General features: G+C 61.2%; 31 protein-coding genes. 19 read left to right on the forward strand and 12 right to left on the reverse strand.

What is annotated here, in order from left to right:
- Positions 1–3: 3 nt before the first annotated feature.
- The 5 genes from BN1079_RS10035 to pilG all read right to left on the reverse strand — a co-directional run bounded on the left by BN1079_RS10035 (position 4) and on the right by pilG (position 4,443).
- Positions 4–870, reverse strand: a complete 867-nt coding sequence (locus BN1079_RS10035; protein ID WP_037024082.1) for a CheR family methyltransferase — start codon at positions 868–870, stop codon at positions 4–6.
- A 57-nt stretch (positions 871–927) separates the two neighbouring features.
- The gene (locus BN1079_RS10040; RefSeq protein WP_037024084.1) at positions 928–2,976 is read right to left on the reverse strand and encodes a methyl-accepting chemotaxis protein; all 2,049 of its coding nucleotides are present in this window, start codon (positions 2,974–2,976) and stop codon (positions 928–930) included.
- A gap of 73 nt (positions 2,977–3,049) precedes the next feature.
- Positions 3,050–3,586 (reverse strand): chemotaxis protein CheW, encoded by a 537-nt coding sequence (locus BN1079_RS10045; RefSeq protein WP_037024086.1) that lies wholly within the window; start codon positions 3,584–3,586, stop codon positions 3,050–3,052.
- 39 nt (positions 3,587–3,625) lie between these two features.
- Entirely contained in the window at positions 3,626–3,991 is a 366-nt protein-coding gene (gene pilH / locus BN1079_RS10050) for a twitching motility response regulator PilH (protein WP_037024087.1), read from the reverse strand.
- Positions 3,992–4,035: 44 nt separating this feature from the next.
- Entirely contained in the window at positions 4,036–4,443 is a 408-nt protein-coding gene (pilG, locus tag BN1079_RS10055) for a twitching motility response regulator PilG (RefSeq protein WP_037024089.1), read from the reverse strand.
- A gap of 234 nt (positions 4,444–4,677) precedes the next feature.
- On the opposite strand from pilG, the gene gshB reads away from it, so the two are divergent.
- From gshB to BN1079_RS10090, 7 genes are all read left to right on the forward strand, one after another.
- On the forward strand, positions 4,678–5,628 hold the full coding sequence (gshB, locus tag BN1079_RS10060; protein WP_037024090.1) for a glutathione synthase: 951 nt from the start codon (positions 4,678–4,680) through the stop codon (positions 5,626–5,628).
- Between the two features lie 122 nt (positions 5,629–5,750).
- Positions 5,751–6,647 (forward strand): energy transducer TonB, encoded by an 897-nt coding sequence (locus tag BN1079_RS10065; RefSeq protein ID WP_037024091.1) that lies wholly within the window; start codon positions 5,751–5,753, stop codon positions 6,645–6,647.
- Between the two features lie 73 nt (positions 6,648–6,720).
- Positions 6,721–7,284: a YqgE/AlgH family protein gene (locus BN1079_RS10070; RefSeq protein ID WP_037024092.1), complete on the forward strand. Its 564-nt coding sequence runs from the start codon at positions 6,721–6,723 to the stop codon at positions 7,282–7,284.
- Entirely contained in the window at positions 7,281–7,709 is a 429-nt protein-coding gene (gene ruvX / locus BN1079_RS10075) for a Holliday junction resolvase RuvX (RefSeq protein ID WP_037024093.1), read from the forward strand. The genes BN1079_RS10070 and ruvX overlap by 4 nt, the downstream gene beginning before the upstream one ends.
- 21 nt (positions 7,710–7,730) lie before the next feature.
- Positions 7,731–8,243 (forward strand): bifunctional pyr operon transcriptional regulator/uracil phosphoribosyltransferase PyrR, encoded by a 513-nt coding sequence (gene pyrR / locus BN1079_RS10080; RefSeq protein WP_037024095.1) that lies wholly within the window; start codon positions 7,731–7,733, stop codon positions 8,241–8,243.
- Positions 8,244–8,253: 10 nt separating this feature from the next.
- Complete coding sequence (locus tag BN1079_RS10085; protein ID WP_037024096.1) at positions 8,254–9,270, forward strand: aspartate carbamoyltransferase catalytic subunit; 1,017 nt, start codon at positions 8,254–8,256, stop codon at positions 9,268–9,270.
- Positions 9,270–10,547, forward strand: coding sequence for a dihydroorotase (locus tag BN1079_RS10090; protein ID WP_037024097.1), 1,278 nt, complete (start codon positions 9,270–9,272; stop codon positions 10,545–10,547). The genes BN1079_RS10085 and BN1079_RS10090 overlap by 1 nt, the downstream gene beginning before the upstream one ends.
- A gap of 135 nt (positions 10,548–10,682) precedes the next feature.
- Here BN1079_RS10090 and BN1079_RS10095 read toward each other — a convergent pair whose 3' ends face one another.
- Positions 10,683–11,081 (reverse strand): NINE protein, encoded by a 399-nt coding sequence (locus BN1079_RS10095; protein ID WP_037024098.1) that lies wholly within the window; start codon positions 11,079–11,081, stop codon positions 10,683–10,685.
- 144 nt (positions 11,082–11,225) lie between these two features.
- Between BN1079_RS10095 and BN1079_RS10100 the strand changes: the two genes are divergently transcribed.
- Both BN1079_RS10100 and BN1079_RS10105 read left to right on the forward strand, forming a co-directional pair.
- Positions 11,226–12,437, forward strand: a complete 1,212-nt coding sequence (locus tag BN1079_RS10100; RefSeq protein WP_037026766.1) for a putative DNA modification/repair radical SAM protein — start codon at positions 11,226–11,228, stop codon at positions 12,435–12,437.
- Positions 12,437–13,282, forward strand: a complete 846-nt coding sequence (locus tag BN1079_RS10105; RefSeq protein WP_037024099.1) for a TIGR03915 family putative DNA repair protein — start codon at positions 12,437–12,439, stop codon at positions 13,280–13,282. The genes BN1079_RS10100 and BN1079_RS10105 overlap by 1 nt, the downstream gene beginning before the upstream one ends.
- 7 nt (positions 13,283–13,289) lie before the next feature.
- On the opposite strand, the gene BN1079_RS10110 is transcribed toward BN1079_RS10105, so the two are convergent.
- Together BN1079_RS10110 and pilT are read right to left on the reverse strand one after the other, a co-directional pair.
- Entirely contained in the window at positions 13,290–14,435 is a 1,146-nt protein-coding gene (locus tag BN1079_RS10110) for a PilT/PilU family type 4a pilus ATPase (protein ID WP_037024105.1), read from the reverse strand.
- Positions 14,436–14,597: 162 nt separating this feature from the next.
- On the reverse strand, positions 14,598–15,632 hold the full coding sequence (pilT, locus tag BN1079_RS10115) for a type IV pilus twitching motility protein PilT (protein ID WP_037024107.1): 1,035 nt from the start codon (positions 15,630–15,632) through the stop codon (positions 14,598–14,600).
- Positions 15,633–15,698: 66 nt separating this feature from the next.
- Between pilT and BN1079_RS10120 the strand changes: the two genes are divergently transcribed.
- The 10 genes from BN1079_RS10120 to BN1079_RS10165 all read left to right on the forward strand — a co-directional run bounded on the left by BN1079_RS10120 (position 15,699) and on the right by BN1079_RS10165 (position 24,370).
- Positions 15,699–16,424 (forward strand): YggS family pyridoxal phosphate-dependent enzyme, encoded by a 726-nt coding sequence (locus tag BN1079_RS10120; RefSeq protein WP_037024108.1) that lies wholly within the window; start codon positions 15,699–15,701, stop codon positions 16,422–16,424.
- Positions 16,421–17,245: a pyrroline-5-carboxylate reductase gene (proC, locus tag BN1079_RS10125; RefSeq protein ID WP_037024110.1), complete on the forward strand. Its 825-nt coding sequence runs from the start codon at positions 16,421–16,423 to the stop codon at positions 17,243–17,245. Before BN1079_RS10120 ends, proC begins: the two co-directional genes overlap by 4 nt.
- Positions 17,246–17,254: 9 nt before the next feature.
- Positions 17,255–17,845 (forward strand): YggT family protein, encoded by a 591-nt coding sequence (locus BN1079_RS10130; protein WP_037024111.1) that lies wholly within the window; start codon positions 17,255–17,257, stop codon positions 17,843–17,845.
- A gap of 104 nt (positions 17,846–17,949) precedes the next feature.
- Positions 17,950–19,899 (forward strand): dynamin-like GTPase family protein, encoded by a 1,950-nt coding sequence (locus tag BN1079_RS10135; protein ID WP_037024112.1) that lies wholly within the window; start codon positions 17,950–17,952, stop codon positions 19,897–19,899.
- Between the two features lie 165 nt (positions 19,900–20,064).
- Positions 20,065–21,204, forward strand: coding sequence for a homoserine O-succinyltransferase MetX (metX, locus tag BN1079_RS10140; RefSeq protein WP_037024115.1), 1,140 nt, complete (start codon positions 20,065–20,067; stop codon positions 21,202–21,204).
- Between the two features lie 9 nt (positions 21,205–21,213).
- Positions 21,214–21,813, forward strand: coding sequence for a methionine biosynthesis protein MetW (gene metW, locus BN1079_RS10145; protein WP_037024117.1), 600 nt, complete (start codon positions 21,214–21,216; stop codon positions 21,811–21,813).
- A gap of 28 nt (positions 21,814–21,841) precedes the next feature.
- Positions 21,842–22,264, forward strand: coding sequence for a DUF4426 domain-containing protein (locus tag BN1079_RS10150; protein WP_037024119.1), 423 nt, complete (start codon positions 21,842–21,844; stop codon positions 22,262–22,264).
- Positions 22,261–22,857: an RdgB/HAM1 family non-canonical purine NTP pyrophosphatase gene (gene rdgB, locus BN1079_RS10155; RefSeq protein ID WP_037024121.1), complete on the forward strand. Its 597-nt coding sequence runs from the start codon at positions 22,261–22,263 to the stop codon at positions 22,855–22,857. Before BN1079_RS10150 ends, rdgB begins: the two co-directional genes overlap by 4 nt.
- 29 nt (positions 22,858–22,886) lie before the next feature.
- Positions 22,887–24,038 carry a radical SAM family heme chaperone HemW gene (gene hemW / locus BN1079_RS10160; RefSeq protein ID WP_074436836.1) on the forward strand — a complete coding sequence of 384 codons (1,152 nt, stop codon included), beginning with the start codon at positions 22,887–22,889 and terminating at the stop codon, positions 24,036–24,038.
- 8 nt (positions 24,039–24,046) lie between these two features.
- Positions 24,047–24,370, forward strand: coding sequence for a DUF3392 domain-containing protein (locus tag BN1079_RS10165; protein ID WP_037024123.1), 324 nt, complete (start codon positions 24,047–24,049; stop codon positions 24,368–24,370).
- 93 nt (positions 24,371–24,463) lie between these two features.
- Here the strand turns inward: BN1079_RS10165 and trmB are convergent, their stop codons facing one another.
- The 4 genes from trmB to BN1079_RS10185 form a co-directional block, all read right to left on the reverse strand.
- Positions 24,464–25,135, reverse strand: a complete 672-nt coding sequence (trmB, locus tag BN1079_RS10170; RefSeq protein WP_231850805.1) for a tRNA (guanosine(46)-N7)-methyltransferase TrmB — start codon at positions 25,133–25,135, stop codon at positions 24,464–24,466.
- Positions 25,136–25,243: 108 nt separating this feature from the next.
- Positions 25,244–26,038 carry a thiazole synthase gene (locus tag BN1079_RS10175; RefSeq protein ID WP_037024127.1) on the reverse strand — a complete coding sequence of 265 codons (795 nt, stop codon included), beginning with the start codon at positions 26,036–26,038 and terminating at the stop codon, positions 25,244–25,246.
- Between the two features lie 80 nt (positions 26,039–26,118).
- A complete protein-coding gene (thiS, locus tag BN1079_RS10180) occupies positions 26,119–26,319 on the reverse strand; it encodes a sulfur carrier protein ThiS (protein ID WP_037026769.1) in 201 nt (66 codons plus the stop codon).
- A gap of 74 nt (positions 26,320–26,393) precedes the next feature.
- Positions 26,394–26,771 (reverse strand): DUF423 domain-containing protein, encoded by a 378-nt coding sequence (locus BN1079_RS10185; protein WP_037024129.1) that lies wholly within the window; start codon positions 26,769–26,771, stop codon positions 26,394–26,396.
- Positions 26,772–26,776 lie beyond the last annotated feature (5 nt).

A 26,776-nucleotide genomic window follows, 5' to 3' on the forward strand; every position in this document is an offset into this window, starting at 1 on the left:
CGCTCATAAACTTTTCCGGGTAAAGGCCAGAACTTGACTATCGGCTACCGGCACCAACTCTGGGTGCTGCCAGCCAGCCACCTCGCCCACACCGATCACCAGCAACCCTCCGGGCGCTAGGCGCTCGGCCAAGCGATTGAGGATTTCGCGGCGACGCCAGCGGCGAAAGTAGATCAACAGGTTCTGACAAAAAATGACGTCCAAATCGGACATTGGCGCACCGGCCAGTTCCAGTACGTTGAGCCTGGCGAAGCACACGCGCGACGCCAGGCTGGGCATCACTTGAAACCTCTCACCTGGCAGAGCCTGAAAGTAGCGTTCACGCAACTCCGGCTCTACCTGCTCCATTCGCCGGGTTCCATAGATGCCAATGCGCGACCGTTCCAGAGCGCTGAGGCTGATATCCGTCCCGGTCACACCGTAACAAGCTTGCCCACCGGCGGCGGTCAACGCCTCGTTGGCGCAGATGGCCAGCGAATAGGTTTCCTCGCCACTGGAACAGCCAACACTCCAGAGCGCCCATGGTCGGGATGCATCACGGCTTGCCTGGCGCTGCCGGACATAATTGCCAAGCAGCGCGAACGAGGGCGGATGACGGAAGAAGCGGGTTTCCTGAACGGTCAGCCTATCCATCAGGGTCGACCACTCCACTGCGCCACGAGCACCGGCAGTGACCTTGCTGTAGTAGCTGGCGTAATCGGCAACACCGACTTCGCGCATGCGAGTGCTCAGATTCGCTTGTAGAAATGGTCGACGCTGCTCGGTAATCACCATGCCGGAGCGCTCTTCGAGCAAGGCCTGCCAGTCGCGAAATTCCGCTGACGACATATCGGCCAAGGGTCTCAGTGACCAGTCAGTGCTTGGCTGCATGCCCTGCCCCTCACTCATGATCGTCTACGGCGGCCGTTAGCGACCGCCGCGCCCCATTCAGGCCTGATCCTGGGTTTCCGGCAAGGTGAAACCGGAAACCGAATGCCGCATCTCGTTGGCCATCTTCGCGAGATTACCAATGCTCTTGGCGGTCGCGGTGGTGCCCGAAGAAGTCTGCGAAGTGATTTCCTGAATCACGTTCATGGTGTTGGAAATATGGCCAGCAGACGAAGCCTGCTGACGAGCCGCGTTGGAGATGTTCTGAATCAGCGCCGCGAGGCTCTTGGATACCTTTTCAATCTCCTCCAGGGCGACACCGGCGTCCTGCGCCAAGCGTGCACCGCGAACCACCTCGGCGGTGGTCTGTTCCATCGAGATAACCGCCTCGTTGGTGTCGGTCTGAATCGTTTTTACCAGCGCCTCGATCTGCTTGGTTGCCGCCGATGAACGCTCAGCAAGGCGCTGAACCTCGTCCGCTACCACGGCGAAGCCTCGCCCTGCGTCACCCGCCATGGAGGCCTGGATCGCGGCGTTCAATGCAAGGATGTTGGTCTGATCGGCAATATCGTTAATCAGGCTTACGATGTCTCCAATCTCTTGGGACGATTCGCCGAGACGCTTGATTCGCTTGGACGTGTCCTGAATCTGCTCGCGGATGTTATCCATGCCGGTGATGGTGTTATGCACCACCTCGTTGCCCTTGTTGGCGATGGCTACGGAACGTTCCGCTACCGCGGAGGACTCGGCGGCGTTCGCCGATACCTGGTCAATGGACACCGCCATCTCGTTAATTGCCGCCGAAGCTCCGGCAATTTCCTGGGCCTGATGCTCGGAAGCTTCGGCCAGGTGCATAGCAGTGGCCTGGGTTTCCTGGGCCGCACCGGATACCTGAACGGCAGTCTGGTTGATCGTTTCTACCAGATCGCGCAGCTGGTCGATGGAGTAGTTAATCGAGTCGGCGATGGCACCGGTAAAGTCTTCGGTTACCGTTGCAGCCACGGTGAGGTCACCGTCAGCAAGGTCACCAATTTCATCCAGCAGACGCAAAATGGCTGCCTGGTTACGCTCGTTCTTTTCTGCCGTCTCGGTCAGGCGGCGACGTGCTTCTTGAACCATGACCAGACCGATCAACAGGATCGAGGCCAGCGCCAGCGCGCCAAGCACGTAACCGGCAAGGGTATTGATGTAGCGGGCATCTGCGCGACCCTGCAGGCCTGCGGTCAATGCCGAGGTCTTATCGAGCAGCGTCTGTGAAACTTCGAAGATGTTGTTGGAGGACTCACGCACCAAGAACAGTTCTGGCGAGGTTTCCAGAATCTCGTCCACGGAACCGGAAACGAACTGGAACAGCTCGGAGATCGCGGCAAGTCGCTCCAGCGCTTCTTCGTCAGTGACACTGGTAATGCCCATGGCCACGTTGCCCTCGAGCATCCCGTTGAGTACTCGACCGAACAGGCTGGCGTCGCGGCCGAACATGTCAGCAGCCTGAACCGAGTCCTGATCACCAGAAAGAACCTTGTTCACCGAGCCGAGAATACGTTCGGCCAGCAGCGACTGACGCTGGGCTACGGAAACCTGAACGGCCGGCGCACCACCCTCGACAAGGATGTCGACCACCTCTTCATATTCCACCTGCAGCTGCGGAATGGTTTCGGCGAGGGTTGCAGCGACCTGGTGCAGAGACAGTACCGTCTGCTCGCTAGCCAGAATGGCATCGGTGTTCTGCCGCAAGATATCCCAGTCTTGCTGCACCGCAGCAATCTCGCTTTGCAGTGACTGAGGTACGGCAGGCAGGCCGATCCTTTCGTCTCCCTGAGCCAGATACCCCCAGCGGCGACTGAAGTCGTTGCGCGCTTCTCTCAACGAGTCGAACGCTTCAGGCGTGCCTGCTGCCGCTTCCACGGCGTTCTTCGCGATGTGCTGGGAGAGAACTCGCAGCTCGCCTGCGTGCCCGATGTATTCACTGTCGTAGTCGGCCTGAGTGCTGACATAGGCGAAGTTGATGAACAACAGCACCATCGACACGATCAGGGTAATAAACAGACCAGCAATTAGCGTATTGCTACGCACGCCGGACAGCAGAGCACTTACATTGATTTTTTTCATTATTTGGCCCCCGCCTGGACCACCCTTACGTTTCCTTGCATAACCAAAGGCCAGCAACGCCGACCCGCCTAAATCAGTACGCCACGTCTAGGAATGCCTGGTGCGAAGCCAACGCATGTGGGCTGAAGACCAGCCAAGGCTGCTCGCGCTGAAAGACACCATGAATAAAAGGTTGAATCGAGGCTTCAACCGGTGGCAGCTGCTCAGAAAACGCATCTACCGGGAAGTGTTGCATGCCGAACACTTCGTCTATCGTCAGCCCGGCAAACACATCCTGATGCTCGACCACCAATACCCGTCGCTGCTTACGCAGCGGCGACAGCTCCAACCCAAAGTAGCCGCATAGATCCATGATCGGCAGCAATCTGCCGCGCACGTTGGCTACACCCTTCACCCAGTTCTTCACCCCTGGCAACTGGGTGTAACGCGGCTCATGCAGTATTTCGCCGACCTCCCCCATAGGCGCGACGAACAACCGCCCCCCCATTCGAAATCCGATTCCTGCCCAGGTCTTCACAGCTTCCTGCTGCGAAGGCAGCCCTGCTGCTAATCCGCGACAACGCGCATCGATTTCCAGAAGTCGCTGGAACGGTGTTGGCCTGTCCGACATGCTGCCACTTCCCTTGTCCGGTTTGCAGGTCTGCCAGATTTAGCCCGCAAGCACGGCGTTGAGGGTCTTCAGCAGTGTCGCTTCGTCCACGGGTTTGGTCAGGTAATCCTTGGCACCCTGGCGCTTTCCCCAAACCTTATCGGTTTCCTGATCCTTGGTGGTCACAATGATCACAGGAATGTGACTGGTTTCAGCATCTTTGGTCAGTTGGCGGGTCGCCTGAAAGCCGTTGAGGCCGGGCATCACGATATCCATGAGGACGACATCGGGCTTTTCCTGACGGGCAAGCGCCACGCCATCGGCACCATTTTCAGCTTTGAGAACGCTATGACCGTGCTTTTCCAGCATGGCGGCCAGCTTGTACATTTCGGTTGGTGAGTCATCAACAATCAGAACGCGAGCCATGGTCTCTCCCCAGATAAGGCTTCAACGGCACACAGGGCCGAACTTCAGGATACTTGTTCTATTGGTTCAAAGTCAGGCACATGGGCCTTGATCGCGCCCAGCAATTCTTCTTTGCTGAAAGGCTTTGTGAGGTACTGATCCGACCCAACGATTCGCCCCTTGGCCTTGTCGAACAAGCCATCCTTGGAAGACAGCATGATTACCGGAGTGGCCTTGAAGGAACTGTTGTTCTTGATCAGCGCGCAGGTCTGATAACCATCAAGCCTGGGCATCATGATGTCGACGAAGATAATGCGCGGATGGGTATCCGCAATCTTGGCGAGCGCATCAAAGCCATCCACCGCCGTAATCACGTCACAACCCACTTTCTTCAGCAGCGTTTCGGCGGTACGGCGAATCGTTTTCGAATCGTCGATCACCATGACTTTCAAGCCCTCAGAGTGCTCTTCCATTTCGCCCTACCATGCCTCGGTGAGTCGTAGTTTATCGTTGTGTCAGTGCGCCGCAGGCCCCGCTAGCGATGGGCCATATCCAATCGCCGGACCTTTTTAGCACACTCCTACAAGCCATGCTATCAGCCGGCAAAGGAGCTGGATTTTCCTTGACCCAGCGCACAACCAGCGCCAATCTGCGTCGACATTTCCAGCTCTGCAGCTTCGTACAACTTTATTACCGGAGAACCTCACATGACTGTTCGCGTCGGGATCATCATGGATCCGATTGCGCAGATCGCGTTCAAGAAAGACAGCTCCCTTGCCATGCTGCTGGCTGCCCAGGCCCGTAACTGGACGCTTTATTACATGGAGCAGCGCGACCTCTATCAGTACGGCGGCCAAGCTCGGGCACGAATGCGCGCCCTGCAGGTATTCAACGACCCGGAGCACTGGTATGAAACCGGTGAGGAAACCGACGCTCCGCTGGGCGAGCTCGACGTGATCCTGATGCGCAAGGACCCGCCTTTCAATGGTGAGTTCGTTTACAGCACCTACCTGCTGGAAATGGCCGAGCGTGACGGCGCACTGGTGGTCAACCGGCCGCAGAGCCTGCGCGATTGCAACGAGAAATTCTTCGCCACGCAGTTTCCACAGTGCACACCGCCGACCCTGGTCAGCCGTCGCGCAGACATTCTCCGGGAGTTCGCCCGCGACCAGCGTGACGTCATCCTCAAACCGCTGGACGAGATGGGCGGCGCTTCGATCTTCCGCCACCGTGAGGGCGACCCCAATCTCTCGGTGATCCTGGAGACGCTGACCGAGCATGGCGCCCGCCAGATCATGGCGCAGCGCTATATCCCCGAGATCAAGGACGGCGACAAGCGCATCCTGATGATCGACGGAGAACCGGTTCCCTATTGCCTGGCGCGCATCCCCGCCGCTGGCGAAACCCGTGGCAATCTTGCCGCAGGGGGGCGCGGCGTGGCCCAGCCGCTGTCGGATCGCGACCGCGAAATCGCCGCCATCGTCGGCCCGGAGCTACGCAAGCGCGGCCTGCTCTTTGTAGGCCTGGATGTAATCGGCGACTACCTCACCGAAATCAATATCACCAGCCCAACCTGCATCCGCGAAATCGACAACGCCTTCGACACCCGAATTGGCGAGCGCCTGATGGATGCCATCGCGCAAAAGCTGCAACGCTGAGGCAGGAGGCCGTCGAGACTGCACGCAGCTTTTATGACCGACGTAACAGCTTTGCGCTTGAAGCTTGCGGCTCCAGGCGCAAAGTCGGCAGACTGCGCGCACTTCGAATCGACTGAAATGCGATGAACGCTGCTACACGCCAACCTGTTCCCGTTAGCTCCGGTGTCCGCCCTGCGGACCGCCTCGGCTTTACCCTGTTTCTCGCTGCCGTGCTGCATGCCGCGCTGATCCTGGGCCTTGGCTTTACACTGGCCGAGCCCAGCTCGATCAGCCAGACGCTGGAAATCACCCTTTCCACCTTCAAAAGCGAAGATAAGCCCAAGGAAGCCGACTTTCTCGCTCAGGACAACCAGCAGGGCAGCGGCACTCTGGAGCACAAGGCCGCGCCGAAAACCAGCGAACAGGCACCTTTTCAGGATACCGAGGTGCGCAAGGTTTCACCTGCTGCCGCACCGCCGCCCAGCAACCAGAGCGAAACACCAAAGACCACCGTAGCTACGCGCGCCCCGCAACCGGAAAAAACCCCGGACACACCGCAGAAGAACAAGCCGGAACCCCAGAGTCCACCAGCCCCGACCTTCGACAGCTCGCAGCTGAGCGCCGAGATTGCCAGCCTCGAAGCACAGCTTTCGCAGGACATTCAGCAATACGCCAAGCGCCCACGCGTCAGCCGCCAGAACACCGCAGCCACCATGCGCGACATCAGCGCCTGGTATCGCGACGAATGGCGCAAGAAGGTCGAGCGGATCGGCAACCTCAACTACCCTGAAGAGGCCCGCCGCCAACGCATCCATGGCAGCCTGCGAATGCTGGTGGTGGTCGACCGCAACGGCAGCGTGCAGGAATTGCGGGTTCTTGAATCCTCGGGGCACCCCGTATTGGATGAAGCCGCCATGCGAATCGTACGGCTCTCGGCGCCTTTCGCCCCCTTTACCGGCGAGCTCGCAAAGACTTTCGATCAGGTGGAAATCATCCGGACCTGGCGCTTCGAACGGGGCGATCGACTGTCTAGCCAGTAAACTGGCATGCGCCTGCGGTCCGCGACTGTTTTTGAAGCTTGAAGCCGCCACGCCGAAGCCCGAAACTAGCGGCATGAATACCTCCACTTATCTCAAGCACCACTTCCTGATCGCCATGCCCCACATGGTCGACCCTCGCTTTGCCCAGACGTTGATCTATCTGGTCGAGCACAATCAGGACGGCGCCATGGGACTGGTTGTCAACCGCCCGAACGGACTGAATCTGGCCGACATTCTCGAACAACTCCGCCCCGATGAGCCGCCAACCACACTCAGCCAATCGCTACCGATCTTTTCCGGCGGCCCGGTGCAGGTTGATCGCGGCTTTGTCCTGCACCCAGCCGAAGCCCGCTTTCAAGCAACGCTCGCACTGGGCTCGCTGGGCATGACCACATCCCAGGACGTGCTGTTCGCCATCGCCGATGGTCTGGACCCGCAGCGCCACCTCATTGCCCTCGGCTACGCCGGCTGGGAGCCCGGCCAGCTGGACGCGGAGCTGGTGGATAACGTCTGGCTGAGCTGCCCGGCGCAGCCGGAGATTCTCTTCGACCTTCCCCACGACCAGCGCCTGGATGCCGCCGCCGCATCATTGGGCGTCGACTTGAGCCGCCTCAGCAGCCAGGTTGGCCACGCATGAGCACACCACGGCTGCTGCTTGGCTTCGACTACGGCACCAAGCAGATTGGCGTCGCTGTTGGGCAGATGATTACCGGCCAGGCTCGTGAGTTGTGCGTGCTCAAGGCCCGCGATGGCGTACCCGACTGGAGCCAGATCGAGGCATTGCTAAGCGAGTGGCAACCCGATGCGCTGGTGGTAGGCCTGCCGCTGAACATGGACGGCACCCCCAGCGAAATGAGCGCACGCGCCGAGAAGTTCGCCCGGCGCCTCAACGGCCGCTTTAATCTGCCGGTGCATACCCATGACGAGCGCCTGACCACCTATGAGGCCAAGGGCGAACGACTGCGCTCGGGCCAGAGCGACGGCTTTCGCGCTCGCCCGGTGGATGCACTCGCCGCCGCACTTTTACTGGAAGGCTGGCTGACTGCCCAGCCCAAGGCCTGAAACGGCCATCAAGGAGAACTCATGACCCTGCCCAACCCCGAACAGCTGCTCCCCGAAATGGCTGCCGCGCTTGATCTGCACCTGAGGAGTCACGGCATTGAGCAACCCCGCTTCATCGGCATCCGCACCGGCGGCATCTGGGTAGCCCAGGCCCTGCTGGCATTGCGCGGCAAGGACGAGGCACTGGGCATTCTCGACGTTTCCTTCTACCGGGATGACTTTACCCAGAACGGCCTGCACCCGCTGGTTCGACCTTCCGAGCTGCCTTTCGAGATCGAAGGGCAGCACCTGGTGGTCGTCGATGACGTACTGATGAGTGGCCGCACTATCCGCGCGGCGCTGAACGAGCTGTTCGACTACGGCCGGCCGGCCAGCGTCAGCCTGGTCTGCCTGCTCGACCTCAACGCGCGCGAACTGCCGATCAGGCCGGACGTGGTCGGCGCTACTCTGTCATTGGCGCCCGAGCAGCGTGTGAAGTTGCTCGGCCCGACGCCACTTGCTCTCGAATACAAGACCCTCGCTCCCGCCAACTGAGACACTTTCGATGACGCCAACCGACGCCAAGCGCCCGCTACAGCTGAACGACAACGGACAGTTACGCCATTTCCTGTCGCTGGATGGGCTGCCGCGGGAGCTGCTCACGGAAATTCTCGACACCGCCGATTCCTTCCTCGAAGTGGGCGCCAGAGCCGTGAAGAAGGTCCCGCTGCTGCGCGGCAAGACCGTCTGCAACGTGTTCTTCGAGAACTCCACACGCACCCGCACCACCTTCGAGCTGGCAGCCAAGCGCCTGTCGGCGGACGTCATCACGCTCAATGTCTCGACGTCCTCGACCAGCAAGGGCGAAACCCTCACCGACACCCTGCGCAACCTGGAAGCCATGGCGGCTGACATGTTCGTCGTGCGCCATGCCGATTCCGGCGCGGCACACTTCATCGCCGAACACGTCTGCCCCGATGTCGCGGTGATCAATGGCGGTGACGGCCGCCACGCCCATCCCACTCAGGGCATGCTCGACATGCTCACCATTCGCCGGCACAAGGGCGATTTCGAAAAGCTTTCGGTAGCCATCGTCGGCGACATCCTGCACTCGCGCGTGGCACGCTCGAATATGCTCGCGCTGAAGACCCTGGGCTGTCCCGACATCCGCGTGATCGGCCCCAAGACCCTGCTGCCGGTGGGCCTCGAACAGTACGGCGTGAGTGTCTACAACGACATGAGCGAAGGGCTGCGCGATGTCGACGTGGTGATCATGCTGCGCCTGCAGCGCGAGCGCATGCAGGGGGGACGCCTGCCAAGCGAGGGCGAGTTCTACCGGCTCTACGGCCTGACCACGCAACGTATGGCACTGGCCAAGCCGGACGCCATCGTGATGCACCCGGGGCCGATCAACCGTGGTGTGGAGATCGAGTCGGCGGTGGCCGACTCGGACCAGTCGGTCATTCTCAATCAGGTCACCTACGGCATTGCCATCCGCATGGCAGTGCTCGCGATGACCATGAGCGGCCAGAACGCCCAGCGCCAACTCGAAAATGAATTCGCTGCCGAGGAGCAGAACTGATGCCAATCGAAATCCTCGGTGCCCGCCTGATCGATCCCGCCAGCGGTCGCGACGAAGTCACCAACATCTATTGCCGTGACGGCCGGATCGTCGCCACCGGCCAACCACCCGCCGATTTCGGCGCAGCGCAAAGCATCAACGCCGAGGGGCTGGTCGCTGCTCCCGGCCTGGTCGATCTGTCGGTTGCCTTGCGCGAGCCGGGTTACAGTCGCAAGGGCACCATTGCCAGCGAGACCCTGGCCGCTACTGCTGGCGGCATTACCAGCCTGTGCTGCCCGCCGCTGACCCGACCAGTGCTGGACACCGCCGCCATCGCGGAGATGATTCTCGACCGGGCACGCGAGTCCGGTCATGCCAAGGTTTTCCCCATTGGCGCACTCACGCGCGAGCTGGCCGGCGAACAGCTTTCGGAACTGGTCGCCCTGCGTGATGCAGGTTGCGTGGCGTTCGGTAACGGCTTGGCCAACATCCCCAGCAATCGCAACCTCAGCCGCGCCCTGGAATACGCAGCCACCTTCGACCTCACCGTAGTGATTCACTGTCAGGACGCCGACCTTGCCGAAGGCGGCTTGGCCCATGAAGGCCCCAGCGCGACCTTCCTCGGCCTGGCGGGCATTCCGGAGACAGCAGAAACCATCGCCCTGGCGCGCAACCTGCTGCTGGTGGAACAGGCCGGGGTGCGGGCGCACTTCACCCAGCTGACCACCGCGCGAGCGGCGCAAATGATCGCCGAAGCGCAAGCGCGCGGCCTGCCGGTGACTGCGGACGTGGCGATGTACCAGCTGATCCTCACCGACGAAGCCCTGCACGGGTTCTCCAGCCTGTATCACGTACAGCCGCCACTGCGTAGCGCAGCCGATCGAGAGGGCCTGCGCCAGGCGGTGAAAAGCGGTGTGATCTCCTCCATCGCCAGTCACCACCAGCCCCACGAAGTCGATGCCAAAGAGGCTCCTTTCGGCGAAACGGAGCCAGGCATCAGCAGTGCGGAAATTCTGCTGCCGCTGGCTCTGACGCTGGTGCAGGACGGTCTGCTGGACCTGCCGACGCTGCTGGCGCGCCTGAGCAGCGGCCCGGCTGCCGCACTACGCCTGCCGGTGGGCGACCTGAGCGTAGGCGCGTCAGCAGATATCGTCCTGTTCGACCCGAACAGCTCGACCCTGGCTGGCGAAACCTGGTACTCGAAGGGTCGCAACTGCCCCTTTATCGGCCACTGCCTGCCAGGCGCGGTGCGCTATACCATCGTCGATGGTCGGGTCAGTTATCGCGCCGAAGGGTAAACATCGGTGGGGCTGGCATTGCGACCCAGCCCCACCAACAAGGCAATCGAGACAGCCGAGCCCCCAGCGGATGCAGGTGAAAACCTGCCAGCAAAAGCTTCCCCCGAGGCTGGGCTCCCACGTAGAGAACGCGCCTTAGCGGGTCTTCTCGGCGTTTCTGATCGACACCTGGGTATTTAGCGTCCAGAAATCGTAAAGCACTCCGATAAAGAACAACCCGCCGCTGCACAGGTAGATGATTCCGGTGATCCACTTGCCCTGGTACATCCGGTGCACACCGAACACGCCGAGGAAGGTCAGCAGTATCCAGGCGATGTTGTAGTCGATGGGCCCGGCGTTGAAGCGCAGATCGGCCTCGCGATCCATCGATGGGATCAGAAACAGGTCGATGATCCAGCCGATAAAGAACAGGCCTAGGGTAAAAAACCAGATCGTTCCGGTCACCGGCTTGCCATAGTAGAAGCGGTGCGAACCAAGAAAGCCGAATATCCACAGCAGATAACCGATCACCTTGCTGTGCGTGTCTTGTTGCATGGAAACCTCACTATCTGAGTACCCGTCCGGGTGGTGCGCCGATCTTATCCGATCGCCAAGCCATGCGCGTTGCCGCCGAACGGACATCGCATGCGAGCGGCTCCATGATACTGTATGAACAAACAGTATTATGATGTCTCCGCCATGCAACTGATCGACAAACTCAGCGTCCTCGCCGACGCCGCCAAGTACGACGTCTCATGCGCCAGCAGCGGTGCGCCGAAACGCAGTTCCAAAGGTCGCAGTGGGCTTGGCGCCACCGATGGCATGGGCATCTGCCACAGTTTCACGCCAGATGGCCGCTGCGTAGCGCTGCTGAAGATCCTGCTGACCAACTTCTGCCTGTACGACTGCCAGTACTGCGTCAACCGCCGCTCCAGCGATGTGCCTCGCGCCCGCTTTACCCCTGAAGAGGTAGTGACGCTGACGCTGGATTTCTACCGTCGTAATTGCATCAGCGGGCTGTTTCTCAGCTCCGGCATCATTCGTTCGGCGGACTACACCATGGAGCAACTCAACCGCGTAGCCAAACTGCTACGCGAAGAGCATGAGTTCCGCGGCTACATTCATCTCAAGACCATTCCCGATGCCTCGCCGGAGCTGATCGCCGAGGCCGGGCGTTACGCCGACCGGCTCAGCGTCAATATCGAGCTGCCCACCGAAAGCAGCCTGATCCGCCTGGCGCCGGAGAAGCAGGTCGTCTCCATCAAGCAGGCGATGCATTCCATTCATCAAGGCGAGACCGAAGCCCGCGCGGAAAAGCGTGCGCCACGTTTTGCACCGGCCGGCCAGAGCACCCAGATGATCGTCGGCGCGGATGCCACGGACGACAGCACCATCCTCCACAGCGCCCAGTCGCTGTATCAGGATTACCGCCTGCGCCGCGTCTACTATTCAGCCTTCAGCCCCATTCCCAACAGCCCAGCCAGCGTCCCGTTCCAAGCGCCGCCCCTGTTACGAGAGCACCGTCTTTATCAGGCCGATTTTCTTATGCGAGGCTATGGTTTCAGCGCCGGTGAGCTGCTCAGCGGGCCGGGCAATCTGCCGCTGGACATCGACCCCAAACTCGCCTGGGCCCTGGCCAACCGCGAACATTTCCCGGTGGACCTGAACCGTGCCGAGCCTTCGCTTATTGCGCGCATTCCAGGCATCGGGATACTCAGCGCCAAACGACTGGTCGCGCTGCGCCGGCAAAAGCGCATCCGCTTCGAGGACCTCACGCGTCTGCGCTGCTCGCTGGAAAAGGCCAAGCCTTTCGTCATCACTCAGGACTACAGACCGAGCCTGGCTTATCGAGAGTCGGCGACCCTGCATCGACAACTGAGCGAAGGCCCACAGCAGATGGCGTTGTGGTGATGCGCCAGGTCCGTTTCGATGGCAGCTTCGAGGGTTGGCGCAAGGCGGCCCGCGCCCTGCTTGGCGAGGGTGTTGCGCCACATAGGCTGGAGTGGCTGGCCGGCAACGCCGTGGGCGGCCTGTTCGATCAGGACGAAGCGCCCGCACCGGGTTCGCCATTGCCAAATATTCGTATCCCCCGGCAGTTACTCGATGAGCTGCAGAGCGCCGCATGCTTTCGCAGCGCCGATCGCTGGAGCTTGCTCTATCGGGTTCTCTGGCGGGTCGTACAGGGCGACGGAGCGGCGAGACTGGCCGGCGATATCGACGGCAGCGAACTACATGCCCGCCTCAAGGCGGTGCGTCGCGAAGCCCACCATATGCATGCCTTTTTGCGCTTCAGTCCATCAGGAGTGGACAGTGCTCCAGACTACGCGGCCTGGTTTGAGCCGGCCCACGACATTCTGCTCAGCGCCGCACCGCATTTCGCCGAACGCATGGGTCGACATTCCTGGCTGATTGCGACTCCGGAGGACGCAGTGCTCTGGGATGGAAAGACCATGCACTACGCCAAGCCCTGCCCCCAGGCCTGGAAGCAACTGGCGCAAGGTGCGCAAGACCCCGGCGCCGAACTTTGGAAGGCCTATTACGAAAGCACCTTCAATCCCGCCCGACTCAACCGCGAGGTGATGCAGAGCAATCTGCCGGTACGTTTCTGGAAGAACCTGCCCGAGGGCCCTCTGATCCCCCAGCTGATGAGCCGCGCCCGCGCCGGAGCCCAGCGTGATGGCCAGGCCGAGCGGGTAGCCAGTCAGCCAGGCAAGCGCATAGCAGGCCAGGTCGGCGCGCGCCGAGACTCTGACTGACTATTTGTCAGCGGAAGGTCCGCCCCGGATCGTCGTCGCTGACTTCCAGGGACAGCCCTTGGGACACGCTGCTCAGATGCTCACTGTCGGTTTCCGAGCCCAGCTTGATCATCAGGCGCAGGTCGTTGGATGAGTCGGCATGCAGCAGGGCGTCCTCGTAAGTGATTTCACCCTGAACGTAGAGGTTGTACAGCGCCTGGTCGAACGTCTGCATACCCAGGTCGGTAGAACGCTTCATCAGACTCTTGAGCTCATGCACCTCGCCCTTGCGGATCAGGTCGGCGGCCAGCGGCGTGTTGATCAGCACTTCGATCACCGCCCGACGGCCCTTGCCATCAGGGGTAGGAATCAGCTGCTGGGCGACGATGGCTTTCAGGTTCAGCGACAGATCCATCCACACCTGATTCTGGCGGTCGGCCGGGAAGAAGTTGATGATCCGGTCCAGCGCCTGGTTGGCGTTGTTGGCGTGCAGCGTGGCCAGGCAGAGGTGCCCGGTCTCGGCGAAGGCCACGGCGTAGTCCATGGTTTCCCGGGCACGGATCTCGCCAATCAGGATCACATCCGGCGCCTGCCGCAGAGTGTTCTTCAGCGCCACCTCGAACGAGTCGGTGTCGATGCCGACTTCGCGCTGGGTAACGATGCAATTCTGATGCTGATGGATGAACTCGATGGGGTCTTCGATGGAGATGATGTGGCCGCTGGAGTTCCTGTTGCGGTAACCGACCATCGCCGCCAGCGAGGTGGACTTGCCGGTGCCGGTGGCGCCGACAAAAAGCACCAGACCACGCTTGGTCATGGCCAGATCTTTCAGGATGCCCGGGAGCTTGAGCTCATCGATGGTGGGGATATTGGTTTCGATGCGCCGCAGCACCATGCCGGCCAGGTTGCGCTGGTAGAACGCGCTGACGCGGAAGCGGCCGATACCACGCGCGCTAAGGGCGAAGTTGCACTCATGGTTCTCGGTGAACTCGCGCCGCTGCTGCTCGTTCATGATCCCGTGCACGGTTTCACGGGTCATTTCCGGCGACATGGGCGTCTTGCTCACCGGCAGGATCTTGCCGTTGACCTTGATCGACGGCGGCACGCCAGCGGTAATGAACAGGTCGGAGCCGCCTTTTTCCACCATCAGGCGCAACAGTTTTTCGAATTCCATCGTTGTACTCGCAGTCGTGGCAAAACCGAATCGGGCGGTGCCCGGTCAGGTATCGAAGCCTGTTCAAGACCTCACGGCCCAAAGGCGCGCAAGACAAAAAGAAGAGACGTTACAAGTCGAACATTCTGAGCCGTTTCAGCGCAGCAAGCCTGGTACGGGTTCTCAGAAGTTCTCTGGTTGCTTGGCTTTCTCCTTGGCGCTTTCACGGGAAATGACGCCCTTGGCAAGCAGATTCTTGAGACAGGAATCGAGGGTCTGCATCCCCAGCGAGCCGCCGGTCTGGATCGCCGAATACATCTGCGCCACCTTGTCCTCGCGAATCAGGTTACGAATCGCCGGTGTGCCGATCATGATCTCGTGCGCTGCCACTCGACCGCCGCCAATCTTCTTCATCAGAGTCTGAGAAATTACCGCCTGCAGCGATTCGGAAAGCATGGAGCGGACCATGGACTTTTCCTCGGCCGGGAAGACATCCACCACCCGGTCGATGGTCTTGGCGGCCGAGGTAGTGTGCAACGTGCCGAACACCAGGTGCCCGGTTTCCGCGGCGGTCAGTGCCAGGCGGATGGTTTCCAGGTCACGCATCTCACCGACCAGGATGATGTCCGGGTCTTCACGCAGAGCTGAACGCAAGGCTTCGGAGAAGCCCAGGGTATCGCGGTGCACTTCGCGCTGGTTGACCAGACACTTCTTCGATTCGTGAACGAATTCGATCGGGTCCTCGATGGTGAGGATGTGTTGGTACTTGGTGTTGTTCAGGTAGTCGAGCATGGCCGCAAGGGTCGTGGACTTACCCGAGCCGGTGGGGCCGGTAACCAGTACCAGGCCGCGCGGCACGTCGGTGATCCTGCGGAAGACCTCACCCATGCCGAGGTCTTCCATGGTCAGCACCTTGGACGGAATGGTCCGGAACACCGCACCGCAACCGCGGTTCTGGTTGAAGGCGTTAACCCGGAAGCGCGCCACACCCGGCACTTCAAAGGAGAAGTCGGTCTCGAGGAATTCTTCGAAATCCTTGCGCTGCTTGTCATTCATGATGTCGTAGATCAGCGCATGCACCTGCTTGTGGTCCATGGCCGGCAGATTGATGCGGCGTACATCGCCATCAACGCGAATCATCGGCGGCAGACCGGAAGAAAGGTGCAAATCCGATGCACCCTGCTTGGCGCTGAAGGCCAGCAGTTCTGTGATATCCATGGGACTCCCCAATTACAAGCAAGCAGGTAGAATGCCGCGCAGACCCCTAGGCCGCGGCGCAGGTAAATGTCCACGATAGCGAACAATATTGCAAAGGTCGCAGCGCGTATCCGTGAGGCGGCGCAAGCTGTGGGACGCGATCCAGACACGATCGGGCTCATGGCCGTGAGCAAGACGCAACCGGCAGCAGCAATTCGCGAAGCCCATGAAGCCGGTCTGCTGGATTTTGGCGAAAACTATCTGCAGGAAGCCCTGGAAAAACAGGCCGAGCTTGCCGATCTTCCGCTTGTCTGGCATTTCATCGGCCCCATACAGTCGAACAAGACCAAGCCCATCGCCGAGCATTTCGACTGGGTGCATTCGATTGACCGCCTGAAGATCGCCCAGCGCCTGTCGAACCAGCGGCCCGCAGAGTTACCGCCCCTGAATGTCTGCCTGCAGGTCAATGTCAGCCATGAGCCGAGCAAATCCGGCTGCGCTCCCGAGGACGCTGCCGAACTGGCCCGCGCCATTGCCGCACTGCCAAGATTGCGCCTGCGCGGCCTGATGGCCATACCCGAACCCACCGATGACCCCGTGGAGCAGCACGCCGCTTTCGCCCGCGTGCGTCAGCTGCAGGAGCAGATTGGTGCGCAGCTGGACTGCCTGTCCATGGGCATGAGCCAGGACCTTGAAGCCGCCATCGCCGAAGGCGCCACCTGGGTTCGTATCGGCACCGCCCTGTTCGGCGCCCGCACCTATCCCGCGCAGAGCGACACGCCGCCTGCAAATGACCAGAGGAACAATCGATGAACGCACCCCGCATCGCCTTCATTGGCGGCGGCAACATGGCCGCCAGCCTGATCGGTGGGCTGCGCGCCCAGGGCGTCGCTGCTGACGCCATCTGCGCCAGCGATCCAGGCGACGAACAACGCCACAGAATCAGCACCGAACATGGCATCCAGACCTTTGCCAACAACGCCGATGCGCTGGCCCAGGCTGAGGTGGTGGTGCTGGCAGTCAAGCCGCAGGTGATGCAGGCGGTTTGCCGCGACCTTGCCGGCCACCTGCAGGCGCAGCAACTGATCGTCTCGATTGCTGCCGGCATTAGCTGTGAGAGCCTGCAGAACTGGCTCGGCCCGCAGCCTCGCGCCATCGTGCGCTGCATGCCGAATACGCCGTCGCTGCTGCGCCAGGGCGTCAGTGGCCTTTACGCCAATGCCCAGGTCAGCGCCATGCAAAAGCAGCAGGCCGAGCAGCTGCTGTCAGCGGTCGGCCTGGCCTTGTGGCTGACCGACGAAGCCCTGATCGACGCCGTCACGGCAGTTTCCGGCAGTGGCCCCGCGTATTTTTTCCTGCTGATCGAAGCCATGACGGCCGCCGGCGAAAAGCTTGGCCTGCCGCGTGAAACAGCTGCACAGCTGACCTTGCAGACTGCCCTCGGCGCCGCGCGCATGGCTTGCGAAAGCGATGTCGAGGCTGCCGAACTGCGCCGCCGCGTCACCTCACCGAACGGAACCACCGAAGCGGCAATCAAAGCCTTCCAGGCAGGCGGCTTCGAGGCACTGGTACAACAGGCACTGGATGCGGCCGCACAACGCTCAGCCGAACTCGCCGTACAACTGGGCAACTAAGGAGCCTTCATGTCACAACTCTCGCAAGCCCTGATACTGATCATCCAGACCCTCGGTAGTCTGTACCTGCTGATCGTGCTGCTGCGTTTCATCCTGCAGCTGGTGCGCGCCGACTTCTACAACCCGCTGAGCCAGTTCATCGTCAAGGCGACCCACCCGCTGTTGCGGCCGCTGCGCCGGGTGATCCCCAGCATCGGCAACCTGGATCTGTCCTCACTGGTGCTGGCACTTATCGTTCAGGTACTGCTGATGGCAGCAATCCTGATGCTGACCTACGGCGGCATCGGCAACCTGCTGCAACTACTGGTCTGGGCCATCATCGGCATCACTGGCCTGTTCCTGAACATTTTTTTCTATGCCCTGATCATCAGCGTGATCCTGTCCTGGGTCGCTCCGGGCAGTCACAATCCAGGGGCACAGCTGATCAACCAGATTACCGAGCCGGCATTGGCGCCCTTTCGCCGCCTGCTACCCAATCTGGGCGGGCTGGATCTCTCGCCGATCTTCGCTTTTCTGGCGATAAAGCTGCTGGAGATGCTGGTGATCGGCAACCTGGTCGTCATGTCGGGCATGCCGCGGGTCCTGCACGGGCTGATCTGATCAATCCGGCTCTTGCCGGCTTTGGGTGACAGGTCACAGGCGCTTGATTGACCCAAAGGGGACGAGGGGCATAATCGCCCCATCGCCTTCAGGAAGCGCAGATCATGGAACGACTCGACCGGCAGGTAGATGCCTACGTCAACTGGAAACGCGATCTGATTCGCGAGATCACCCGCTATCGCAGCTGGCTGATCCACAATCGCCTCAACTCCAGCGCCGTGGATGCGAGTCTGGAGCGCGCCATCAAGCAGTTGCGCACCGATCACATCACCCTGGCCTTCGTCGGCGAGTTTTCCCGCGGCAAGACGGAGCTGATCAACAGCCTGTTTTTCTCGCATTACGGGCAGCGCATCCTGCCTTCGCGTGCCGGGCGCACAACCATGTGCCCGACCGAACTGTTTTACGATCCGCGCACGGAACGCTCCTTCATTCGCCTGCTGCCCATCGAGTCACGCCTGGAAGACGTCAGCATCGCCCAGCTCAAGCGCACACCGCGCCATTGGCTGAACCTGCCGCTGAACCTGGACGATCCCAATAGCATGATCGAAGCCTTCAGCCAGGTAGCGGCCGTCAAATCGATGCCGGGCGAGCAGGCCATTCAACTCGGCTTTGATCCGGACGCTCTGGAAAGCTCCGATATCCCGGGCGAAGTGCTGGTGCCGGCGTGGCGCCACGCCATGGTCAACTTCGATCATCCGCTGCTACGGCAGGGTTTGCGCATTCTCGACACACCCGGCCTCAACGCCCTAGGCAGCGAGCCCGAGCTGACGCTGTCGATGCTGCCCAGCGCCCAGGCGGTGGTGTTTCTGTTGTCTGCAGATACCGGCGTTACCGCCAGCGACATGGACATCTGGCAGCAGCACATACGCCAGCTCGACGACGGCCAGCAGCGCCTGTTCGCCGTCCTCAACAAGATCGACGTGCTGTGGGACGACGTCAGCGGCGAAGCCTTCGTAGAAGACGCCATCGAGCAGATTCGCACCAGCACGGCACAGCAGTTGGGGATCGCCCCCGAGGATGTCCTGCCGTTATCCGCAAAACAGGCCCTGCGTGCCAGGATCCACGACGACAGCGCACTGCTGCGGCGCAGCCGACTGGAGTCACTGGAGCAACTGCTTTGCGAACGGGTGCTGGCCAGAAAGGAGCAGCTGCTGGAGCAGCAAGTGGTGCGCCAGGTCCTGGCGCTGCTGCAAAACAGCCAGCATATTCTCGACCTGCGCCTGAGCAAGGTGCGCGAACAAAGCGAGCTGCTCGACAGTCATCGTCAGGACAGCGGCCAGATGCTGCTGGAGCTGACCGCCCGCACCCGCCACGACCACAACCAGCACCATAAGCGCCTGCTGCAGCTGAAAACCAATCAACGCCTGCTACAGCGCCAGGGCGAGCTACTGCGTGACACCGTGCGCCCCGAGCGCCTGGAAGAGCACCTGACCCGTCTGCACCGCAGCCTGCGCGGGAGCCTGACCACCCTGGGCATCAACCTCAGCATCCTGCACTTCTTCCGCTCGGTGGAGCAGGACCTGGGAATGCTGGAACAGGAAGCGAACCTGGCCAACAAGATGGTGACAGCGCTCTACAGTCGCCACAATGAAGAAAATCCCTTACATGGCGTCGACGCGCCACTTTTCCAGTTGGCTCCCTACCAGCAGGAGCTCAAGGGTCTGCGGGACAAGGCCGATCAGTTTCGCCTGCAGCTCAAGACATTACTGACCGAGCAGCGCACCCTCACCCGTCGCTTCTTCGCCACCCTGGTGCAGGAAGTGATCGCCCTGCACCAGCGCCTGCGCCAGGAAGCAGAACACTGGGCCGTCGAAGCCCTGATGCCGCTCATGCAGCATTCGCTGGAGCACAAACAGCAGCTCGAAACCCATATGCTGCGCCTCAAAAGCCTGGCGCAGAGCAACCAGCAAAACAGCCAGCGCAGCCGTCAGCTGGCTCGCTATGAGCTCGAGTTGCGCCAGCAGCTGACCCAGGCCGGGGAAATGCTCAGGCTGCTGCGCCGCCCGGCGCCTACTCGACGTCAGGGCAAGGTAGTCAGTATCGTCACCGGCTGAGCTGGCGTTGCGACTGAAAGATCAATCGCGTCGCCCAACTGACGATGCGAATTCCATTGTCCTGCAAGGACACCTGATGCTGCTTTCACTAAGGCACTGCAACGTAGGTAGTTTTTCAACGGTCTGCTAGACTTTGCCGCCTTCTTCAACCACGAGCCAGGGTCGATGCCCACTGCTATTCCAGCCGATTCCGTTGGTCTGGTGAGTCCGAAGGTCGTGCATTTCGCCGAACCGCTTGCACTCGCCTGTGGCCGCACACTGCATGACTACCAACTGATCTACGAAACCTACGGTACGCTCAACGCCAGCCGTAGCAACGCCGTGCTGATCTGCCACGCCCTGTCCGGCCATCACCATGCCGCCGGCTACCACAGCATGGACGACCGCAAGCCGGGCTGGTGGGACGCCTGTATCGGCCCGGGCAAGGCAATCGACACCAATCGCTTCTTCGTCGTCAGCCTGAACAACCTCGGCGGCTGCAACGGTTCTACCGGCCCCAGCAGCCTCAACCCTAAAACCGGCAAGCCCTACGGTGCGGACTTTCCGGTGGTGACCGTGGAGGATTGGGTTCATAGCCAGGCACGCCTGGCCGACATGCTGGAAATTCAGCAGTGGGCGGCGGTGGTGGGCGGCAGCCTGGGTGGCATGCAGGCGCTGCAGTGGTCCATCAGCTATCCCGAGCGGATTCGCCATTGCGTGGCCATCGCCTCGGCACCCAAGCTATCCGCACAGAACATCGCTTTCAACGAAGTCGCGCGACAGGCCATTCTCTCGGACCCCGAGTTTCACGGCGGGCACTTCCAGGAGCAGGGCGTCATTCCGCGGCGCGGGCTGATGCTGGCGCGCATGGTCGGGCATATCACCTACCTCTCGGACGACGCCATGGGCACCAAATTCGGGCGCGGTCTGAAGAGCGAGAAGCTCAATTACGATTTCAACAGCGTGGAATTTCAGGTCGAAAGCTATCTGCGCTATCAGGGCGAGGAGTTTTCCAGCCGCTTCGACGCCAACACCTACCTGTTGATGACCAAGGCACTGGACTATTTCGATCCGGCAGCGGCCCACGGCGACGATCTGGCCAAGACTTTCGCATCGGCCAAGGCAGATTTTTGCGTGATGTCGTTTACCACCGACTGGCGTTTCTCCCCGGAACGCTCCCAGGAAATCGTCAATGCGCTGATGGCTGCCCGCAAAAACGTCTGCTATCTGGAGATCGATGCGCCCCAAGGCCACGACGCCTTCCTGATTCCCATCCCGCGCTACCTGCAGGCCTTCAGCAGCTACATGAATCGCATCGTTCTATAAGGAGCCACCATGCGCGCCGATCTGGAAATCATCCAGGAATGGATCCCTGCCGGCAGCCGGGTGCTGGACCTTGGCTGCGGCAACGGTGAGTTGCTGGCATGGCTACGCGACCACAAGCAGGTCACCGGCTATGGCCTGGAAATCGACCCTGACAACATCGCCGCCTGCATCGAAAAGGGCGTCAACGTCATCGAGCAGAACCTGGACCTTGGCCTGGGCAACTTCGCCAGCGACAGCTTCGACATGGTGGTCATGACCCAGGCGCTGCAGGCCGTGCACTACCCTGACCTGCTGATGAAGGAAATGCTTCGTGTCGGCCGCGAGTGCATCATTACCTTCCCCAACTTCGGCCATTGGCGCTGCCGTTGGTACCTGACCACCAAGGGCCGCATGCCAGTCTCGGAGTTCCTGCCCTACACTTGGTACAACACGCCGAACATCCACTTCTGCACCTTCGAGGACTTCGAGCGACTGTGCCAGGAGCGCGGCGCCACCGTACTCGAGCGCCTGGCCGTGGACCGCGATCACAAACACGGGTTGGGCAGTCGCCTGTGGCCGAACCTGCTTGGTGAAATCGGCATCTATCGCGTTACCGGGCAGGGCAGATAATCCTTTGACGAGTGGAGGGAGAAAAACCATGAAAGCCAGCCTGATAGCGTTGCTCACCCTGCTGCTGGCGCTGCCCGCCTGGGCCGAGCGCAAGCACAGCTTCGGCGAGTATGACGTCCATTACATCGCGTTCAATTCCGGCTTCCTGCAGCCCGACATCGCTGCCGCAGCCGGTCTGGTGCGCAGCAAGAGCCAGGGCGTGCTTAACGTCTCGGTGCTCAAGGCCGGCAAGCCGACCATGGCGCTGGTCAGCGGCACGGTAAAGAACCTGCTGGGCCAGGATCGCCCGCTGGCCTTCAAACAGCTGAAAGAAGGTGAAGAAGCCATCTATTATCTGGCGCAATTCCCTTTCGACTCGCGCGAAACCCTGCGCTTCTCCCTGACCGTACAGCCAGTCGGCGCCGAGGCGGTCAATTTCGAGTTCACTCAGGAATTTTTTCCCGACCGATGATGCCCTTCAACGAACTGGTGCTGGCCAGCCACAACGCCGGCAAGCTCAAGGAACTCCAGGCCATGCTGGGCACCGCCGTGCGCGTACGCTCGGTGGGCGAGTTCAGCGATGTGGAGCCTGAAGAAACCGGCCTCTCGTTCATCGAGAACGCCATTCTCAAGGCCCGCAATGCGGCGCGGGTGTCCGGTTTGCCGGCGCTGGCCGATGACTCAGGCCTGGCGGTCGATCACCTCGGCGGGGCACCCGGCATCTACTCGGCGCGCTATGCCGGTGGCCAGGGCGATGCGGCGAACAACGCCAAGTTGCTGGAGGTGCTGAAAAACGTACCCGACGCTCAGCGTGGCGCGCAGTTCGTCTGTGCCCTGGCACTGGTCAGGCATGCCGAGGACCCGCTGCCAATCATCTGCGAAGGCCTATGGCAGGGCCGTATCCTGCATGCACCGCGCGGCGAGCAGGGCTTCGGCTACGACCCGTTGTTCTGGGTGCCCGAGCGCGACTGCTCCAGCGCCGAGCTGGCGCCGGCAGACAAGAACCAACTCAGCCACCGCGCCCGCGCCATGGCGCTACTCAAGGCTCGCCTGGGGATCGCTTGAACAACGGCAAACACCAGGGCCCGGAGCAAATGCCTGCTGCCCGCTTCGAGCTGCCGCCCCTGGCGGCCTACGTCCATATTCCCTGGTGCGTGCGCAAGTGCCCTTACTGCGACTTCAACTCCCATGCCGCCGGCCCACAGCTGCCGGAAGACGAATATGTTGCAGCACTGCTGGCCGACCTCGAAGAGGATTTCGCCCAGGTCCAGGGACGAAAACTTGGCTCGATCTTCTTCGGCGGCGGCACGCCCAGCCTGTTTTCCGCCCGGGCGCTGGAGCGCATCGTCGAAGGCCTGGAAAAGCGGGTCGGCTTCAGCGCTGACATCGAAATCACCCTGGAGGCCAACCCGGGCACTTTCGAGCAAGCGAAATTCCGCGACTACCGGCAGCTGGGTATCAATCGCCTGTCCATCGGCGTGCAGAGCTTTCAGCCGGAGAAACTGAAGGCTCTGGGCCGCATCCATGATGGCGACGAGGCCGTCAGAGCCGCCGATATGGCCCGCGCCGCCGGCTTTGAAAACTTCAACCTGGACCTGATGCACGGCCTGCCGGGACAAAGCCTGGACGACGCCCTGAGCGATCTGCGCATTGCCATCGCCCAGCAACCGACGCACCTGTCCTGGTACCAGCTCACAGTCGAGCCCAACACCGAGTTCTGGAGCAGGCCGCCGCAACTGCCTGAAGACGACACCCTCTGGGATATCCAGGAAGCCGGCCAGGCGCTGCTCGCCGAGCAAGGCTACGCACAGTACGAAACCTCGGCCTATGCGCAGCCTGGCCGCCAGGCACGGCACAACCTCAACTACTGGACCTTTGGCGATTTCCTCGGTATCGGCGCGGGCGCCCACGGCAAAATCAGTCGGTCTGACGAGCGCATCCTGCGCAACTGGAAAACCCGTCTGCCCAAGGATTACCTGGACCCCGGCAAGCGCTTCCGGGTCGGCGAAAAACAGCTGGAAACCCAGGAGCTGCCCTTCGAGTTCCTGATGAATGTGCTGCGCCTCACCGACGGCGTGCCCGCACTGTTGTTCACTCAGCGCACCGGTTTGCCGCTACAGCAACTGGCCGAGGCGCGCCGTGAAGCCGAAGCGCGCGGGCTTCTGCTCGCCGACCCGCAGCGCCTGGTAGCCACGCCCAAGGGCCAGCTGTTTCTCAACGATTTGCTGCAACTCTTTTTGCCATAGGATTTTGCATGGACCTGCTACTCGACCTGATCGCCACCCTGTCGCGCTGGAGCCGCAGCCATCTTTCGGATATTTCCCTGGCGATCATGGCTACCCTGTTCGTGCTGCTCGGGCCAGCGCTGAACGCCTGGGTGCAGAAGAACATCGGCGGGCTGAACTTCATTCTGCGCACGCTGCTGTTCGTGATCTTTTGCGCGGTGGTGTACGGGTTGGGGATCATCTACCTGAGTCCCTGGCTGGCAAAGGGACTGGCACAGTTCAACAACTACACCCTCGCGCCGGTGCTGATCCTGGTGTTGTTCATCATCGGAGTGATTGCCGATCGCAACTGAGGGTCGCCTACTCCAGCCCTAGGCCGCCTGACACCACATATAAAAACGCCCTGCTATTGGCAGGGCGTTCTTTGTTGCGACGCAATGCTGGGGTCAGTCGATGCGCTCAAACTTGAGATCCCAGACACCATGGCCCAGGCGCTCACCTCGGCGCTCGAACTTGGTGGTTGGCCGCTCCTGCGGCCGCTCGATGTACTGTCCGCTGGCCGCCTGGTTGCGATAGCCCGGCGCGGCGTTCATGACTTCGAGCATATGCTCGGCATAGGCTTCCCAGTCGGTTGCCATATGCAGCACGCCGCCAACCTTCAGCTTGCTCCTCACCAGTTCGGCAAAGGCCGGCTGGACGATACGTCGCTTGTGGTGCCGGCTCTTGTGCCATGGATCGGGAAAGAACAGCAGGACCCGATCAAGGCTCGAGTCGGCCACGCAGTCACGCAGCACTTCCAACGCATCGCAGCTGTAGACCCGAACGTTGGTCAGGTTCTGCGCCATGACGCCAGACAGCAGCGCACCCACACCAGGCGAATGCACTTCGACGCCGATGAAATCCTGCTCAGGCGCGGCAGCCGCCATTTCCAGCGTCGAGTGGCCCATGCCGAAACCGATCTCGAAGGTGCGCGGCGCTTGACGCCCAAACACCTCATCGAAATCGCGCAGGCCATCGGCCAGCTCCAGACCAAAACGTGGCCAGCCCTGATCCAGCCCGCGCTGCTGCCCCTCGGTCATGCGTCCTGCGCGCATCACGAAGCTCTTGATGGTGCGCATGCGCCGTTGGCCCTCGGCCGGGGTGGAAGTGTCACTCATGAACGAACCTGCAAAATAAAGGATGCCGAGCGCGCAGCCAGACGACTGCGCGTACAACGGAGGGAAAGGTTAGCGGATCAGCCCTTCAAGCGGCGACGAAGCGCTGGCATAGAGCTTCTTCGGCATACGCCCGGCCAGATAGGCCAGACGCCCCGCCTCAATGGCGTACTTCATCGCCTCGGCCATCAGTACCGGCTTCTGCGCGTGTGCGATGGCGCTGTTCATCAGCACCGCCTCACAGCCCAGTTCCATGGCGATGGTCGCGTCGGAAGCGGTACCTACACCGGCATCAACCAGCACCGGCACCTTGGCCTCTTCGAGGATGATGCGCAGGTTGTACGGGTTGCAGATGCCAAGACCAGTGCCGATCAGGCCGGCCAGCGGCATGACGGCGATACAGCCGATCTCGGCCAGCTGGCGGGCGATGATCGGGTCGTCGCTGGTGTAGACCATGACGTCGAAACCTTCGCGAACCAGGACTTCAGCCGCCTTGAGGGTCTCGATCACGTTGGGAAACAGGGTCTTCTGATCTGCCAGCACTTCCAGCTTGACCAGATTGCGACCATCCAGCAGTTCGCGCGCCAGGCGGCAGGTACGCACTGCGTCCTCGGCGTCGTAGCAGCCGGCGGTATTGGGCAGGATGGTGTAGCGATCCGGCGAGATCACATCCAGCAGATTGGGCTCACCGGGGTTCTGGCCAATGTTGGTACGGCGCACAGCCACGGTGACGATCTCGGCACCCGAGGCCTCGATGGCGTCGCGGGTTTCGTCGAGATCCTTGTATTTGCCGGTGCCTACCAGCAGACGCGATTGATAGGTGCGACCGGCGAGCGTAAAGGGCTTGTCGTGCGGAACTGGGCTCATGGGGCCATCCTGTTCACGTTGTTTAGCGGAAGGTGGCTGCCGCATGAGCGGCAGCGGTATCTACGGCGCGGTATTCGCTGCTAGCCGCCACCGATGGCATGGACGATCTCCACCTGGTCGCCTTCGGCCAGTATGGTCGTAGCGTGCTGGCTACGGGACACGATATCGCGATTGACCTCGACAGCCAGCCGCCGCCCAGTCAACTCCAGACGCAGCAGCAGATCAGCCACCGACACCCCTTCAGGGAGTTCGTAGCTTTCGCCGTTCAACTGAATTTGCATAGTGCTCGCCACCATTGCCAAGGGGGCACGCATTCTAGCCTGATCAAGCCAGCCCACCAAAACCATTCATCCCGCTAGCAACGGCGCAGCTTCCAGCCGGCCAGCAACAGACAGAACCACCCGGCGAGAAAGGCCGTACCGCCGATGGGGGTAATGATTCCCAGCTTGCCAATACCCGTTAGCGTAAGCAGGTACAGGCTGCCCGAGAACAACAATACCCCGACCACGAATAGCGCCGCTGCTATCGATAGCAGGCGGCTCGGCGCATGCAGCGCCAGCAACGCAACACCGATCAGCGCCAACGCGTGGATCAGCTGGTAGTGCACGCCAGTCTGGAACACCGCCAGGTATTCGGCACTCAGCTGGCTCTTAAGGCCATGGGCTGCGAAGGCACCCAGGGCAACACCTGTCAGACCAAAAAAGGCAGCCAGGACAAGAAAGGGACGAATCATCACAA

The sequence above is a fragment of the Pseudomonas saudiphocaensis genome (assembly GCF_000756775.1).
Classification (GTDB): Bacteria; Pseudomonadota; Gammaproteobacteria; order Pseudomonadales; family Pseudomonadaceae; genus Stutzerimonas; species Stutzerimonas saudiphocaensis.

Coding starts and splice junctions, on each gene's coding strand:
- BN1079_RS10035 (WP_037024082.1), bottom strand. CDS start 870: ATGCAGCCAAGCACTGACTGGTCACTGAGACCCTTGGCCGATATGTCG.
- BN1079_RS10040 (WP_037024084.1), bottom strand. CDS start 2,976: ATGAAAAAAATCAATGTAAGTGCTCTGCTGTCCGGCGTGCGTAGCAAT.
- BN1079_RS10045 (WP_037024086.1), bottom strand. CDS start 3,586: ATGTCGGACAGGCCAACACCGTTCCAGCGACTTCTGGAAATCGATGCG.
- pilH (WP_037024087.1), bottom strand. CDS start 3,991: ATGGCTCGCGTTCTGATTGTTGATGACTCACCAACCGAAATGTACAAG.
- pilG (WP_037024089.1), bottom strand. CDS start 4,443: ATGGAAGAGCACTCTGAGGGCTTGAAAGTCATGGTGATCGACGATTCG.
- gshB (WP_037024090.1), top strand. CDS start 4,678: ATGACTGTTCGCGTCGGGATCATCATGGATCCGATTGCGCAGATCGCG.
- BN1079_RS10065 (WP_037024091.1), top strand. CDS start 5,751: ATGAACGCTGCTACACGCCAACCTGTTCCCGTTAGCTCCGGTGTCCGC.
- BN1079_RS10070 (WP_037024092.1), top strand. CDS start 6,721: ATGAATACCTCCACTTATCTCAAGCACCACTTCCTGATCGCCATGCCC.
- ruvX (WP_037024093.1), top strand. CDS start 7,281: ATGAGCACACCACGGCTGCTGCTTGGCTTCGACTACGGCACCAAGCAG.
- pyrR (WP_037024095.1), top strand. CDS start 7,731: ATGACCCTGCCCAACCCCGAACAGCTGCTCCCCGAAATGGCTGCCGCG.
- BN1079_RS10085 (WP_037024096.1), top strand. CDS start 8,254: ATGACGCCAACCGACGCCAAGCGCCCGCTACAGCTGAACGACAACGGA.
- BN1079_RS10090 (WP_037024097.1), top strand. CDS start 9,270: ATGCCAATCGAAATCCTCGGTGCCCGCCTGATCGATCCCGCCAGCGGT.
- BN1079_RS10095 (WP_037024098.1), bottom strand. CDS start 11,081: ATGCAACAAGACACGCACAGCAAGGTGATCGGTTATCTGCTGTGGATA.
- BN1079_RS10100 (WP_037026766.1), top strand. CDS start 11,226: ATGCAACTGATCGACAAACTCAGCGTCCTCGCCGACGCCGCCAAGTAC.
- BN1079_RS10105 (WP_037024099.1), top strand. CDS start 12,437: ATGCGCCAGGTCCGTTTCGATGGCAGCTTCGAGGGTTGGCGCAAGGCG.
- BN1079_RS10110 (WP_037024105.1), bottom strand. CDS start 14,435: ATGGAATTCGAAAAACTGTTGCGCCTGATGGTGGAAAAAGGCGGCTCC.
- pilT (WP_037024107.1), bottom strand. CDS start 15,632: ATGGATATCACAGAACTGCTGGCCTTCAGCGCCAAGCAGGGTGCATCG.
- BN1079_RS10120 (WP_037024108.1), top strand. CDS start 15,699: ATGTCCACGATAGCGAACAATATTGCAAAGGTCGCAGCGCGTATCCGT.
- proC (WP_037024110.1), top strand. CDS start 16,421: ATGAACGCACCCCGCATCGCCTTCATTGGCGGCGGCAACATGGCCGCC.
- BN1079_RS10130 (WP_037024111.1), top strand. CDS start 17,255: ATGTCACAACTCTCGCAAGCCCTGATACTGATCATCCAGACCCTCGGT.
- BN1079_RS10135 (WP_037024112.1), top strand. CDS start 17,950: ATGGAACGACTCGACCGGCAGGTAGATGCCTACGTCAACTGGAAACGC.
- metX (WP_037024115.1), top strand. CDS start 20,065: ATGCCCACTGCTATTCCAGCCGATTCCGTTGGTCTGGTGAGTCCGAAG.
- metW (WP_037024117.1), top strand. CDS start 21,214: ATGCGCGCCGATCTGGAAATCATCCAGGAATGGATCCCTGCCGGCAGC.
- BN1079_RS10150 (WP_037024119.1), top strand. CDS start 21,842: ATGAAAGCCAGCCTGATAGCGTTGCTCACCCTGCTGCTGGCGCTGCCC.
- rdgB (WP_037024121.1), top strand. CDS start 22,261: ATGATGCCCTTCAACGAACTGGTGCTGGCCAGCCACAACGCCGGCAAG.
- hemW (WP_074436836.1), top strand. CDS start 22,887: ATGCCTGCTGCCCGCTTCGAGCTGCCGCCCCTGGCGGCCTACGTCCAT.
- BN1079_RS10165 (WP_037024123.1), top strand. CDS start 24,047: ATGGACCTGCTACTCGACCTGATCGCCACCCTGTCGCGCTGGAGCCGC.
- trmB (WP_231850805.1), bottom strand. CDS start 25,135: ATGCGCACCATCAAGAGCTTCGTGATGCGCGCAGGACGCATGACCGAG.
- BN1079_RS10175 (WP_037024127.1), bottom strand. CDS start 26,038: ATGAGCCCAGTTCCGCACGACAAGCCCTTTACGCTCGCCGGTCGCACC.
- thiS (WP_037026769.1), bottom strand. CDS start 26,319: ATGCAAATTCAGTTGAACGGCGAAAGCTACGAACTCCCTGAAGGGGTG.
- BN1079_RS10185 (WP_037024129.1), bottom strand. CDS start 26,771: ATGATTCGTCCCTTTCTTGTCCTGGCTGCCTTTTTTGGTCTGACAGGT.